The following is a 13,123-nucleotide window of genomic DNA, read 5'->3' as shown; positions in this document are numbered from 1 at the left end:
ATGGTGCGCTATTGAATGATAAGCTAAAGCTTTAAAAAGGCTGTAGTGTTGCTGTAAAGGAGCTTGCAATTGAACATAACGGTAGCAACTTGGTAATCGTGCTTTCCGATATTTATGGCTTGACCGAGGCGTTTAGGCGCCTTGCTCAGTCTATTCACAAAGACGCCATTGTCATTGGGCCGTATGATAGTGACGAAGTGGTATTTACGGATGAAACCAAGGCTTATACGTATTTTAGCCAGCAGACCAACGTCATAGATTATGCAGCCAAAGTTCAGTCGTTTCTTGAGAACAGCGGTAAAGCCGCTTTTATCGTTGGTTTCAGCGTTGGCGCCTCCGCCCTGTGGCACCTGAGTGCACAACACCCACAATGGATAGTCGCGGGTATAGGGTACTATGGTTCGCAAATTCGCAATGCTCTTGAATTAAGGCCTTGTGTACCAGTGGATTTTGTTTTTCCTAAATATGAGGTGCATTTTGATGTTCAAGATGTAATTGAATGTTTGCGCAAATTGAATAATGTCACAGTGTCTCAAGTCCCGTATTTGCATGGCTTTATGAACGCTCTGTCCCCGCATTTTGAACAGAGCGGCTGTATTGCCGAGATGAGCCGTATTCGTCAATTAGTGACAAATATTGAAAAGGAAATGTAGTGTGAAAGTCGAACTCAAAATGTGGATGGTGTTGGCGTTAATTCTCGTCGGTAAAAGTTCAGAGGCTTCTGATATACCTCAGACAGAACTTGAAGTTGTCGCAGCATTTGAACAACTGGTTGTTGCATCCAAACGACGAGATATCGAGGCGTATTTTGAGCTCATTGACGAAGAAAAGTTTATTGGCCTAAACAGTGATGGCACTAATTTTAACAATGCCGGTGCGCTTCGGGAGCTTGTCAATTCAGGGTTCAATGCCATAGAGCGTGTCAATTGGCTCGACTTCACCAACGTGAAGGTTTCAGTAATAGACAGCAATACTGCGATACTTGTTAATGAGTATGAGCAAACGGTGACATTGCGTTCGGGTGAGCTTGTCAATTTCAGTGGTGGAGGCACCCAAGTATGGTCAAAGCATTCTGGGGTATGGAAGTTGGTGAGCATTTCCGCAAGCAATAAGTGAATGCCATTCTATGCTCGAGCAAATTACTTGTTTTATTGAAAGAAAACACGCTATGTAACGTGTCTATTCAAGTGCCCAATTTTACACAATAGGTTGTCTTTTGAGTTTGTACCAGCAGTCCCTCATTTTACTCTCATTAATCGCATTTGCCGGGAATTCCATTCTTTGTCGGCTTGCTCTTGCAGACGAATCTATTGACCCCGTGAGTTTCAGCTTGATACGGCTCATCAGCGGAGCGCTCTTTCTAAGTGCTCTAATAGTGATGAAAGGGCAAAGCACTTGGTCAAAACCGACAACGAAAACACTAGCCGGCGCATTTTCTTTGTTTATTTATGCGTTTGGGTTTTCATTGGCTTATGTGTCATTACCCGCTGGATTAGGTGCGTTACTGTTGTTCGGTTTCGTCCAAATTAGTATGTTGAGCTGGGCGATGCTCAACAAAGAAAGGTTCAACTTATGGCAGTGGGGGGGATTTGGGATCGCCGTATTCGGAGTTACATGGTTGCTATATCCTCATTCTCAATCAGCGCAAATGCCGATTACATTCTCCTCTGTCTTTTCTATGATAATTGCAGCAGTGGCGTGGGCGGCTTACACGCTCATTGGCAAAGGGGCGCGAGATCCCATTCTGGAAACTAGCCAGAATTTTGTATGGAGTACTCCATTTGCGATGCTTGCTTTTGCTCTATGGTTCTCTCATCAGGGTGTAAATGCAAAAGCCGTGGGTATCTACTTGGCTATCGCCTCCGGAATCATAACATCGGGTATCGGGTACGCAATTTGGTATACGGTATTACCTAAGCTTAGTGTTAATGTTGCAGCGACATTGCAGCTCAGTGTGCCAGTCATTGCAGTGCTTGGTGGCGTGCTATTTCTCGATGAATCAATTACTTTTGACCTTGTCATATCGAGTACCGCCGTACTTGGTGGTATTTTTCTCGTGTTAAAAATGAAACCTAGTTCGTCTCAGTGATGCCGCCTCTGCGTTTGCATTGATTGTCTCGGTTTGGCTTTTACACGCTTTGATTCGCCGATTGTATTCGTAACATTCGCTCCATTTTACGTCTAAATGGGCGGAACCATAACTCGACAAAGCATACTGCATACAAGAGTGGTTTGGCAGTAACCGTGATAAACCAAGCCGTGTCCTCACTCATGTCACGAGCATGGACTAACAAAGTGATCGCACTGAAGAACATTGCAATTGTGCCCACCGTGTAAGCGTGTTTGATCAAAGTATGAGCTTGGCGAATTAATGTGGGTAAATTGTTAGCGTACACAGGGTAACGGACAATCCAAGACGTTTTATCAAATAGACGATAAGTCTCCCTAATGCCATTTGATACTAATGATAGGGCAACCGTTAACCCCATAACCGTGAAAAAGCTAATTAATTCCCACATTCCATTCGTGCCCGTAAACAACACAATGCACACAAAAGCCAATGCAAAGAGAAACAGGACTACTGCACCTGTCCAATCGTTGTGCATCTTGACATCTTGATTCTCATCTAGTGGTTGGCTTGCAATGTCAGCGGGAGGTACATCGAAAGCGCTAGCAAGGGCAAGTTGAGTGTCAAGAGAGCAGTTCCCGCCTTTTTCTACTCGTTGAATTGTACGTTCGCTCACACCACTCATCGCAGAGAGTTTTTCCTGCGACCATCCTCGGTGCTTACGCATGTATACAATCTTTTCTGGAGTGACTGGCATCGTTTTGTCTCCGGTATTTCTGGTGCACTAACGCTGACTTAATTCTCGATTTACCACCACGACAGTTCGCCGCCAAGTGTCCGTCAGTGAGACGTCAACCTCTAATAAATCACCTTATAATCAGTGATTGCGGTATTGGGTCGGAGTCATACCGACTTTATTTTTAAACAGTCTAGAGAAGTATTGCGGGTACTCGAAACCCAACGCGTAAGCAATGGTCGCGACGGAATCGTCTGAGCCAAGCAATAGATTTTTGGCGCGTTCAATTTGGAATTCATGGATGTTTTCCAATGCGGTTTTGCCTGTTTCAATTTTCAAACCATCACTCAAGTAGCGCGGTGTAACATTGAGCGTTTTGGCTACGTACTCGACAGTGGGAATGTGATCATTGGATATGCTTTTTAGCTGGGATAAAAAGCGTTCTCGAAGTGTGGTTTCGCCTGTCTCCATTCTTTGCTGAAATTGCCTGCGATAAAAGCGTTCAGCGTATGTCAGCAGCGTATTGAGCTGTGAAACCATAATATCCTTACTAAAGGCATCGTGATGTTGTTGATACTCCATCATTAAGGTATCGAAGACTTGCCTCACAACCATTTCTTCTTTAGGTGAAAGGTGCAATGCTTCGTGTATGGCATAGGAGAAATAACTCGCATTTTCAAGGGTAGACTGAATTGCCGTATTGCGAATAAAATCCTCATGAATCAGTATTAAAATCGCATCGGCTTTTGCTTCAATACCGTTTAAAAGCACGGTTTGTCGGGGGGAGGTGCAAATGAGACTACCCGAGCGGAAATCATACTTGGTTCTACCGTAATGAATTTCACCGCTCAGTATATGCTTTAAGCTAATCGCGTAAAAATCACTGCTAATTTCCATATTGCCATTTAAACATGCAAGACTGTCACCAGCGACATTGGCTTTTAGGACAGTAATAGAAAACTGTGGGTGTTCCGGCGCACCTAAACCCAAGAACGTATGGTAGTCGTGCAAGTTGTCAAAGTGATGTTTAGCTATCATTTTTGTTTTCCTCGTACTCTGTGCATCAGCCGTAGTGAACAAACCTGAACCGCAAAGTTTAACGAGCACTAGTATGCGTGACATCTATTGGGTTTTGAATATACAAATCCGCAAAAACATTATACATAACTGCTCAACACAAGACGTATAACAAGACTACGTCGACGACACAGTGTTGCCTGACATTTTTGGGACACCCTATGTGAGACGCTATCTGCTCGTTGTTTCTTGAGGAATGGTAATGCGAAGCTTATATATTGGTGTGACATTGGTGTCGCTGTTAAGTGGGTGTAATGACGACGGTATTCCAGCAGATCCTGTGTTGAGAGATTATTCGAGTACATTTACCCCTTTGCCAAGTGAGTCGATTTACCCTGAGAGTAATCCTTTCTCAGTGGCAAAATCGGAACTGGGTGAGTTGTTATTCTGGGACCCGATTCTTTCGGGCGATCAGAATGTCGCTTGTGCAACATGTCACCATCCAGACTTTGGCTGGGCTGACGGGCGTCAAACATCAATTGGTTCTGATGGTATTGGGTTAGGGCCGAACCGATTTGGAAATCAACTAACCGACATGCATTCACCGACGATTTTGAATGTGGCGTTTGCGGGGTTGACAGTGAATACAGTAACAGAGGATTTTGAATCTGGTGGCTATTTTTGGGATTTAAGAGCCAACACGCTAGAGGCTCAAGCACTTCAGCCGATATTGAGCGATATCGAAATGCGTGGTTTTAATGTGAGCGAGTCACAGATTGTAGAGGAGGTGCTGACAAGGTTGAAGTCGAATCCCGAGTATGTGCAACGATTTACCGACGCGTTTGGGGGAAGCGACCCAGTTACTATCGAAAACCTGGTAAAAGCGATTGCCACCTTTGAACGTCAAGTCGTCTCAAACCAAACTCGTTTTGATGCGTTTTTAAGTGGTAACACGTCGGCGTTAACAGAAGCTGAAATTATTGGCTTGAACAAATTCATCGACGGGGGATGTGCACGGTGTCATTCAGGCCCTATGTTAGCGGACAATCAAATTCACGAGGGTGAAAGAGTTGTAGGGGAGCAAGTTGTCCGAACACCAACGATGCGTAATTTAGCGATAACAGCGCCTTTTATGCATGATGGTTCTCGTTTGTCGCTACGCGATGCAATTGCCGCTTATGAGGACCGCGGTGACCTACAGGTTACCCTTGGTGAGGGAGATTTTGGCGATATTGAGAGGTTTTTAAACACGCTTGATAGCACTGGGTTTTATCGGCACATTCCCGACACCGTTCCAAGTGGACTTCCAGTAGGTGGTGACATTCAGTAGCGGATTACTGTTGTACTTTAATCTTGATATTTGAAGAGGGGACGCAGCAGCAAGGGAGGACTTCGTCATCATCAAAGTAGGCTAGGGGATCTGTGGTGTATTCTACTTCCCCCTCTACGAGGGTAGAACGACAGGCGCCACAAAACCCTTCTCTGCAGTGATAGTGGATGTGTATACCATTATCCTCCAGGCTCTCGAGCAATGTTTTGTTTTGAGTAGCATCTATGCTTCCCACATCAATAATATCGATGTGGAAAGCATCATCTGATTTGCTCATGAATGGGGTGTTTAGAGTTCGAAGTCTGCGAAATCTTCTTCACTGACAGCTGCATCAATTTGCCCAACGAGATAAGAGCTGATTTCTGACTCTTGTGGTGCAACTTGTACATTGTCTGAATTTAAGTAGTTATTCATCCAAGGAAGGGGATTACTACTAATATCGAAAGGCTGACCCAAACCGATAGCTGCCATGCGTTGATTTGCGATATATTCAACGTATTGGCAAAGGATGTCGCGGTTAAGACCGATCATTGAACCGTTCTGGAACAGGTAATCTGCCCATTCTTTTTCTTGCTCTACCGCCTTCATGAAGATTGCCAACGCTTCTTCTTTACACTCTTCTGCTATTTCTGCCATTTCTGGGTCATCTTTGCCCTTGGCCCAAATATTGAGGATGTGTTGAGTAGAGGTTAAGTGAAGATTTTCGTCACGTGCAATCAATCGAATGATTTTCGAATTGCCTTCCATCAACTCGCGTTCTGCAAAAGCAAAGGTACATGCGAAAGACACGTAGAATCGGATCGCTTCAAGTGCGTTGACTGAATTCATGCACAAATACAATTTCTTCTTCAGTTCGCGTTTTGTTACCAAGTAGGGTTGGCCATCAACTTCGTGCGTGCCTTCCCCACGTGTTTGCCACAACTGCGTTGCAAGAATAAGGTCATCGTAATACTGAGAGATGTCCGTTGCACGGCGTTTGATTTCGTCGTTAACAACGATATCTTCAAATATATCGCTCGGATCGCTAAACAGGTTTCGCAAAATATGCGTGTAAGAACGAGAGTGAATCGTTTCGAAGAACGACCAAGTCTCAATCCAAGTTTCAAGCTCGGGCAGTGATACAATAGGTAGCAGCGCGATATTCGGGCTACGGCCTTGTACCGAATCCAACAGAGTTTGATACTTAAGGTTAGAGATAAATATATGCTTCTCTGACTCAGTCAAACCTTGAAAGTCTACGCGATCTTTCGATACGTCAACTTCCTCTGGTCGCCAGAAGAAACTGATTTGCTTTTCGATTAACTTCTCAAAAATTGAGTGCTTTTGCTGATCGTACCTAGCAACGTTGACCGGATTACCGAAGAACATTGGCTCGGCCAAAGGATTAATGCTTTTTTGGTTAAATGTTGTGTATCTCATCGACTGACCACTTTAAAACGAATCGCTTGTTATAGGAGTTCTTGCTGCGTTTCTCAATTTGGGGTGCATGCTAAATTTTGCATGCACCGCCTTCACAACCATCATCTTCTTCAATCACAACCTCTTGCGCTTGAGGTTGTTGTGCTTGTTGTTTTACTTCAAGTGAAGAGGCATCAGCTGCACCATCACGCGTGTTGTGATAATAAAGCGTTTTGACACCGAGTTTGTACGTTGTCAGCAAGTCTTTTAACAACAACTTCATTGGAACCTTGTTGTTTTCATACTTGCTTGGGTCGTAACTAGTGTTTGCCGAAATAGTTTGGTCCACAAACTTTTGCATAATACCCACTAGCTGCAGGTAGCCGTCATTTGACGGAATATCCCACAACAACTCGTATTTGTCTTTTAAGTTTTCGTAATCTGGAACGACTTGTTTCAGAACGCCATCTTTACTCGATTTAATACTGATATGGCCACGTGGTGGTTCAATACCATTTGTTGCATTTGAGATTTGCGATGAGGTTTCTGAAGGCATCAAGGCAGACAGCGTAGAGTTACGCAAACCGTGCTCTAATATGTCCTTTCTCAAGCCTTCCCAATCGTAATGCAGAGGCTCATTGCAAACTTTGTCCAAATCTTTTTTGTACGAATCAATCGGTAATACGCCCTGAGAATAGGTTGTCTCATCAAACTTAGGACATGCCCCTTTCTCCTTCGCCAAGTTGTTCGACGCCTTCAGCAAGTAGTATTGCATCGCTTCAAATGTGCGGTGGATAAGCCCATTTGCACTGAAGTCGGAATACTTCACACCATTTTTGGCGAGGTAGTAAGCAAAGTTAATAACACCAACACCTAGCGTACGACGATTCATGGTCGCGTGGTACGCCGCTGGCACCGGATAATCTTGATAATCCAATAGGCTATCGAGGGCTCGTACGGCAAGATCCGCTAGCTCTTCGAAATCGTCTAAAGACTCGATGGCGCCTAAGTTAAATGCTGACAATGTACATAATGCAATCTCACCATTCTCGTCATTAACGTGTTGCAATGGCTTGGTTGGCAGGGCAATTTCTAAGCATAAGTTGCTTTGACGAACCGGTGCCACTTCAGGGTTGAACGGGCTATGCGTATTACAGTGGTCGACATTTTGGAGATAAATGCGACCTGTGCTAGCGCGTTCCTGCATGAACAAGCTGAACAGTTCCATCGCTTTGATGCGTTTCTTGCGAATGCTTTCATCTTGCTCGTATTTCACATACAAGGCTTCAAACTTGTCTTGGTCAGCGAAGAAAGCATCGTACAGTCCTGGGCAGTCAGACGGGCTGAACAATGTGATGTAATCGTCTTTCATCATGCGCTGATACATGAGCTTGTTAAATTGCACACCATAATCGAGGTGACGCACACGGTTTTCTTCAACACCACGGTTGTTCTTGAGTACTAGTAATGACTCGACTTCCATATGCCATAGCGGGTAGAAGAGGGTAGCTGCACCGCCGCGAACACCACCTTGCGAACAGCTCTTAACCGCTGTCTGGAAGTATTTATAAAACGGAATACAACCCGTGTGGAATGCTTCACCACCGCGAATGGGGCTACCAAGCGCACGGATACGGCCTGCGTTTACACCAATACCTGCGCGTTGGCTAACGTATTTTACAATGGCGCTTGCAGTAGCATTGATAGAATCAAGGCTATCACCAGTCTCAATCAGGACACATGAGCTGAACTGACGAGTTGGCGTACGTACACCTGCCATGATTGGGGTAGGTAGAGATAGCTTAAAAGTCGAAGCCGCGTCGTAAAAGCGCTTAATGTAATTCAGTCGCTCGGCTTTTGGGTACTTAGCGAACAGACACGCCGCAACCAAAATATACAAGAACTGGGCACTTTCGTAGATTTCACCCGTTACGCGATTCTGGACTAGGTATTTTCCTTCTAGCTGCTTAACCGCTGCATAGCTAAAGTTCATGTCGCGCCAATGGTCAATATACTCGTCCATTTCCGCAAATTCAGCCTGCGTGTAATCGGCGAGTAAGTGTTCATCGTACTTGGCCATTTCGACCATTTTCTTAACGTGATCAAATAGAGCTGGTGGCTCAAACTGGCCATACGCTTTTTTGCGAAGGTGGAAAATGGCTAAGCGAGCGGCTAGGTATTGGTAATCTGGTGCGTCCGTTGAAATGAGATCTGACGCAGATTTGATCAATGTCTCGTGGATGTCTTCAGTTTTGATACCGTCGTAAAACTGGATCTGAGCTTTGATTTCAACCTGTGAAACCGATACGTTATTCAATCCTTTGGCGGCCCATTCTACGACCTTGTGAATTTTATCCAGATCGATGGATTCTTTTTCACCATTACGCTTGGTGACGTATAGATTATTATTCATTGATACTGACCATGTTGTCTGTTAGCGCTTGAAGCGTGGGTTTGTTACCCATTTTTTTGTTTTGCTATCTATTTTAAGCACTTGTGTGTGTGCAAATATCCAAACGCACGATCGCGATCTAATGTTGTTGCGTTTTTATGACAGATCGTTGACAGAAATGCGTCGGATAAGACACAAGATAGTGAGGTTTTGATCATATTGCAACCCAATATCTGGTGCTAAAACCATCGATCTGGGGCGGTTAAAAAATAGGTTAGTACTGACTCACCTAACAGCAATCAAATTTCGCCATTTTTAGCGAATGCAAGTAGTTTTAATGCAATAAAAAAACAAAAAATTATTTTGCTTGTCTTTCTAACGAAAAATGGTTAAGGGGAAACATCTAGTGTCTATTTTGATAAGGCAACACTAGATGTTGTGTTTGTTACAGTGCGGGCTCGCAATGTAACAAATAGTTCACATCGATATTCGAGTCAGATAAATAGAAGGTTTGATTCAAAGGATGCATGTGCAAGCCAGTCGCATGCCTGGTTAGTAGATCGGCGCGATCTGCCATATCGATCAGTTCGGCGGGCTTAATAAAACGTTCGTGTTGGTGTGTGCCTTTGGGAACGAGATTCATGATGTACTCTGCACCCACTATGGCAAACAGATAAGACTTGATATTGCGGTTCAAAGTGGAAAAGAACACATGCCCACCCGGTTTTACGAGCTTCGCACACGCAGCGACGACGGAAGCTGGATCAGGCACATGCTCTAACATCTCCATGCACGTGACGACATCAAATTTACCTTCGTGGCTTTGCGCGTAGGCTTCCGCAGTCGTTTGCTCATAATTCACTTGAATGCCGGACTCTAACCCATGCAGCTTTGCCACTTCCAGCGAAGCTTCTGCCATATCAATACCGGTGACATCAGCCCCCATCTTCGCCATAGCTTCGGCCAGAATGCCACCACCACAGCCCACATCTATTGCAGTTAACCCATGTAAGCCACCTGTGTGTTGTTGTATAAAATCAAGTCTTAGTGGGTTGATGGCATGAAGTGGTTTGAATTCCCCTTCCATATCCCACCAGCGGTTCGCTAATTCAGCGAATTTGTTGATTTCATTGTGGTCTACGTTTTGAGTGCTAGTTTCCATGGGCGCTACATTTATTGTTCACGTTCTTATATAAAGAAGGAAAGGTTAACTCAGATTGACACTTATTGGCACGGCAAAAGCGAAATTTGATGACTGGTTGCGCGTTTTTTCGCCGCTTGTCGAGATCCGCGGCCGATAATCGCATTAAGCGCTACATTATTTGTAATACTGGTGGTAGTATCAAGTGTTACACAACGACCCATATAAAGAGTGTGAGGGCGCAGAATGTAATCCATCTCTGTTCTTCGCGCAATAAACCAAGATAAAGGGACTAACCAGTTTATGACTGATAACGCTAACGAAATACTCCCCGTTAATATAGAGGAAGAACTCAAAACGTCTTACCTCGATTATGCGATGAGCGTTATTGTTGGGCGCGCCTTGCCCGATGTACGTGATGGCTTAAAACCGGTTCACCGCCGCGTTCTGTTCGCCATGAACGAACTTAAAAACGACTTCAATAAACCATACAAAAAGTCGGCTCGTGTAGTCGGTGACGTTATTGGTAAATATCACCCGCACGGTGACTCAGCGGTATACGACACTATCGTTCGTATGGCACAGCCGTTTTCTCTTCGCTACATGCTTGTTGATGGCCAAGGTAACTTTGGTTCGATTGACGGTGACTCAGCGGCGGCAATGCGTTACACCGAAATTAGAATGGCCAAGATTGCCCATGAGTTATTGGCAGACCTTGACAAAGAAACCGTTAATTTCGTACCTAACTACGATAACCAAGAGCAGATCCCAGAGGTATTGCCTACCAAGGTGCCAAACCTTCTTGTAAATGGTTCTTCCGGTATCGCCGTTGGTATGGCAACAAATATTCCTCCGCACAACCTAACAGAAGTTATCAACGGTTGTATTGCGCTTATCAACAACCCTGATATGGCGATTGATGAGCTGATGGAATACATTCCCGGTCCCGACTTCCCGACCGCCGCATTGATTAGTGGCCGCAAAGGTATCGAAGAAGCTTACCGCACAGGCCGAGGCAAAATATACCTGCGCGCGAAAGCGGAAATCGAAACGGACAAAAATGGCAAAGAAACGATTATCGTTCACGAAATCCCATACCAAGTTAACAAAGCGCGTCTGATTGAAAAGATCGCTGAACTGGTAAAAGAAAAACGCATTGAAGGCGTTTCTGCGTTGCGGGATGAATCTGATAAAGACGGTATGCGCATCGTTATTGAAGTGAAGCGCAACGAGTCAGGTGAAGTGTTACTGAACCATTTGTATGCCAATACCCAATTGCAGACGGTATTCGGAATCAATATGGTTGCGCTAGATAATGGCCAGCCAAAGATTTTTAATCTTAAAGAGGCACTAGAAGCCTTTGTACTGCACCGCCGCGAAGTGGTCACCAGACGTACTGTCTTTGAATTGCGTAAAGCTAGAGACCGCGCTCACATTCTTGAAGGCTTGGCAATTGCTCTGGCGAATATCGACCCGATTATCGAGTTGATTAAAGCGTCTCCTAGTCCAGCGGAAGCGAAACAGGCGCTTGTCGCTCAAGGTTGGAATCTTGGTGATGTATCAGACATGCTTGAACGTGCCGGTGACGATGCAGCACGTCCTGATTGGCTAGAGCCTGAGTTTGGGATCCGCGACGGTAAGTACTATCTGACCGAACAACAAGCTCAAGCGATTCTAGACCTTCGTCTGCACAAGCTTACTGGTCTAGAACACGAAAAAATTCTAGACGAATATAAGCAATTGCTAGACATCATCGCCGAGCTGCTTCACATTCTGGCTAGCGCCGAGCGCTTGATGGAAGTTATCCGTGAAGAGCTGGAAGCTGTGCGTGATGAATTCGGCGACGAGCGCCGTACTGAAATTACGGCGGCAAGCCACGATATAGATATTGAAGATTTGATCGAACAAGAAGACGTTGTTGTAACCTTGTCTCGTGAAGGTTACGTCAAATATCAGAAGCTAAGTGAATACGAAGCACAGCGTCGTGGCGGTAAAGGTAAATCAGCTACCAAAATGAAAGAAGAAGATTTCATTGAAAAGCTGTTAGTTGCTAATACTCATGATCATATCTTGTGTTTCTCAACCCGAGGCCGATTGTATTGGCTCAAGGTTTATCAGTTACCATTGGCGAGCCGCAATGCGCGAGGCCGCCCAATAGTGAATATTTTGCCACTTGAGCAAGATGAGCGCATCACCGCTATTCTTCCAATTAAAGAATTCGAAGAAGGCAAATATGTGCTGATGGCTACGGCAAACGGTGTGGTGAAAAAGACCGATCTAAGTTCATACTCACGTCCTCGTTCTAGCGGTATTATTGCACTCAACTTAAATGATGGCGACGAGCTTATCGGTGTTGACATCACTGATGGTAACGATGACATCATGTTGTTCTCAGATGCGGGTAAAGTTGTTCGCTTTAATGAGAAGCAAAAAGACGCTGAAACGGGTGAAGTTAAGCGCGATCCTGAAACCGGTGAAGAGCTTTATGCACTTCGTGCGATGGGGCGGACTGCGACGGGTGTACGTGGTATTAAGCTTCAGGACGGGCAAAAAGTTGTCTCTCTCATCGTGCCGAAAGGTGATGGTGCTATCCTGACTGCGACCGAAAACGGTTTCGGTAAGCGCACACCAATAAGCGAATATCCAGCGAAGAGCAGGGCAACGCAAGGTGTCGTGTCGATCAAGGTATCTGACCGAAACGGTAAAGTCGTTGGTGCAGTACAAGTTGACGAAGAGCACGAAATCATGCTCATCAGTGACCAAGGCACTCTAGTGCGTACGCGAGTCAACGAAGTCTCTACCGTTGGCCGAAATACCCAAGGTGTCAGACTGATTCGAACGGCTGAAGACGAACACGTTGTTGGTCTTCAGAAAATTGAAGAAGTCGAAACCGATGAATTTATAGAAGATGAAGCAGAAGAAAACGGGGAAAACACCGTTACTGCAGAAGCCACTGAAGACAATTCAGTGGACAACAACGATAACGAAACGACGACAGAAGAGTAAGCTGAGGGCTGCTCCGGTGGCCTTCATCTAGTTTA

The 13,123-nt window shown here is 45.0% G+C and carries 11 protein-coding genes; 5 read left to right on the top strand and 6 right to left on the bottom strand.

Annotated elements, in window-relative coordinates:
- The first annotated feature begins 98 nt into the window (after nucleotides 1-98).
- The 3 genes from AC27G9_RS03570 to AC27G9_RS03560 all read left to right on the top strand — a co-directional run bounded on the left by AC27G9_RS03570 (nucleotide 99) and on the right by AC27G9_RS03560 (nucleotide 2,089).
- On the top strand, nucleotides 99-653 hold the full coding sequence (locus AC27G9_RS03570; protein ID WP_487072049.1) for a hypothetical protein: 555 nt from the start codon (nucleotides 99-101) through the stop codon (nucleotides 651-653).
- A gap of 1 nt (nucleotide 654) precedes the next feature.
- The gene (locus tag AC27G9_RS03565; RefSeq protein WP_487071093.1) at nucleotides 655-1,116 is read left to right on the top strand and encodes a YybH family protein; all 462 of its coding nucleotides are present in this window, start codon (nucleotides 655-657) and stop codon (nucleotides 1,114-1,116) included.
- 100 nt (nucleotides 1,117-1,216) lie between these two features.
- Nucleotides 1,217-2,089, top strand: a complete 873-nt coding sequence (locus AC27G9_RS03560) for a DMT family transporter (RefSeq protein ID WP_487071091.1) — start codon at nucleotides 1,217-1,219, stop codon at nucleotides 2,087-2,089.
- 40 nt (nucleotides 2,090-2,129) lie between these two features.
- On the opposite strand, the gene AC27G9_RS03555 is transcribed toward AC27G9_RS03560, so the two are convergent.
- Both AC27G9_RS03555 and AC27G9_RS03550 read right to left on the bottom strand, forming a co-directional pair.
- Nucleotides 2,130-2,825 (bottom strand): helix-turn-helix domain-containing protein, encoded by a 696-nt coding sequence (locus AC27G9_RS03555; protein ID WP_487071089.1) that lies wholly within the window; start codon nucleotides 2,823-2,825, stop codon nucleotides 2,130-2,132.
- 120 nt (nucleotides 2,826-2,945) lie between these two features.
- Nucleotides 2,946-3,842 (bottom strand): helix-turn-helix domain-containing protein, encoded by an 897-nt coding sequence (locus AC27G9_RS03550; protein ID WP_487071087.1) that lies wholly within the window; start codon nucleotides 3,840-3,842, stop codon nucleotides 2,946-2,948.
- A 241-nt stretch (nucleotides 3,843-4,083) separates the two neighbouring features.
- Here AC27G9_RS03550 and AC27G9_RS03545 point away from each other — a divergent pair, with 241 nt between their 5' ends.
- Nucleotides 4,084-5,151 (top strand): cytochrome-c peroxidase, encoded by a 1,068-nt coding sequence (locus AC27G9_RS03545; RefSeq protein WP_487071085.1) that lies wholly within the window; start codon nucleotides 4,084-4,086, stop codon nucleotides 5,149-5,151.
- Between the two features lie 4 nt (nucleotides 5,152-5,155).
- Here AC27G9_RS03545 and yfaE read toward each other — a convergent pair whose 3' ends face one another.
- The 4 genes from yfaE to ubiG form a co-directional block, all read right to left on the bottom strand.
- Entirely contained in the window at nucleotides 5,156-5,428 is a 273-nt protein-coding gene (gene yfaE / locus AC27G9_RS03540; RefSeq protein ID WP_487071083.1) for a class I ribonucleotide reductase maintenance protein YfaE, read from the bottom strand.
- Between the two features lie 11 nt (nucleotides 5,429-5,439).
- Nucleotides 5,440-6,570 (bottom strand): class Ia ribonucleoside-diphosphate reductase subunit beta, encoded by a 1,131-nt coding sequence (gene nrdB, locus AC27G9_RS03535; RefSeq protein WP_487071081.1) that lies wholly within the window; start codon nucleotides 6,568-6,570, stop codon nucleotides 5,440-5,442.
- A gap of 70 nt (nucleotides 6,571-6,640) precedes the next feature.
- On the bottom strand, nucleotides 6,641-8,962 hold the full coding sequence (gene nrdA, locus AC27G9_RS03530; RefSeq protein ID WP_487071079.1) for a class 1a ribonucleoside-diphosphate reductase subunit alpha: 2,322 nt from the start codon (nucleotides 8,960-8,962) through the stop codon (nucleotides 6,641-6,643).
- 424 nt (nucleotides 8,963-9,386) lie between these two features.
- Nucleotides 9,387-10,103: a bifunctional 2-polyprenyl-6-hydroxyphenol methylase/3-demethylubiquinol 3-O-methyltransferase UbiG gene (ubiG, locus tag AC27G9_RS03525; protein ID WP_487071077.1), complete on the bottom strand. Its 717-nt coding sequence runs from the start codon at nucleotides 10,101-10,103 to the stop codon at nucleotides 9,387-9,389.
- Nucleotides 10,104-10,385: 282 nt separating this feature from the next.
- Here ubiG and gyrA point away from each other — a divergent pair, with 282 nt between their 5' ends.
- Nucleotides 10,386-13,088, top strand: coding sequence for a DNA topoisomerase (ATP-hydrolyzing) subunit A (gene gyrA / locus AC27G9_RS03520; protein ID WP_487071075.1), 2,703 nt, complete (start codon nucleotides 10,386-10,388; stop codon nucleotides 13,086-13,088).
- The last annotated feature ends 35 nt before the right edge of the window (nucleotides 13,089-13,123 follow it).

It is taken from the genome of Alteromonas sp. 5NS40-0096, assembly GCF_057544385.1.
The sequence above is the reverse complement of the archived record's forward strand: the minus strand, read 5'-3'. Positions and strand labels throughout refer to the sequence as shown.

What these genes read in the sequence shown, in the direction of transcription:
- yfaE (WP_487071083.1), bottom strand. Translation starts at nt 5,428, where the DNA reads ATGAGCAAATCAGATGATGCTTTCCACATCGATATTATTGATGTGGGA.
- AC27G9_RS03545 (WP_487071085.1), top strand. Translation starts at nt 4,084, where the DNA reads ATGCGAAGCTTATATATTGGTGTGACATTGGTGTCGCTGTTAAGTGGG.
- AC27G9_RS03555 (WP_487071089.1), bottom strand. Translation starts at nt 2,825, where the DNA reads ATGCCAGTCACTCCAGAAAAGATTGTATACATGCGTAAGCACCGAGGA.
- nrdA (WP_487071079.1), bottom strand. Translation starts at nt 8,962, where the DNA reads ATGAATAATAATCTATACGTCACCAAGCGTAATGGTGAAAAAGAATCC.
- gyrA (WP_487071075.1), top strand. Translation starts at nt 10,386, where the DNA reads ATGACTGATAACGCTAACGAAATACTCCCCGTTAATATAGAGGAAGAA.
- AC27G9_RS03550 (WP_487071087.1), bottom strand. Translation starts at nt 3,842, where the DNA reads ATGATAGCTAAACATCACTTTGACAACTTGCACGACTACCATACGTTC.
- ubiG (WP_487071077.1), bottom strand. Translation starts at nt 10,103, where the DNA reads ATGGAAACTAGCACTCAAAACGTAGACCACAATGAAATCAACAAATTC.
- nrdB (WP_487071081.1), bottom strand. Translation starts at nt 6,570, where the DNA reads ATGAGATACACAACATTTAACCAAAAAAGCATTAATCCTTTGGCCGAG.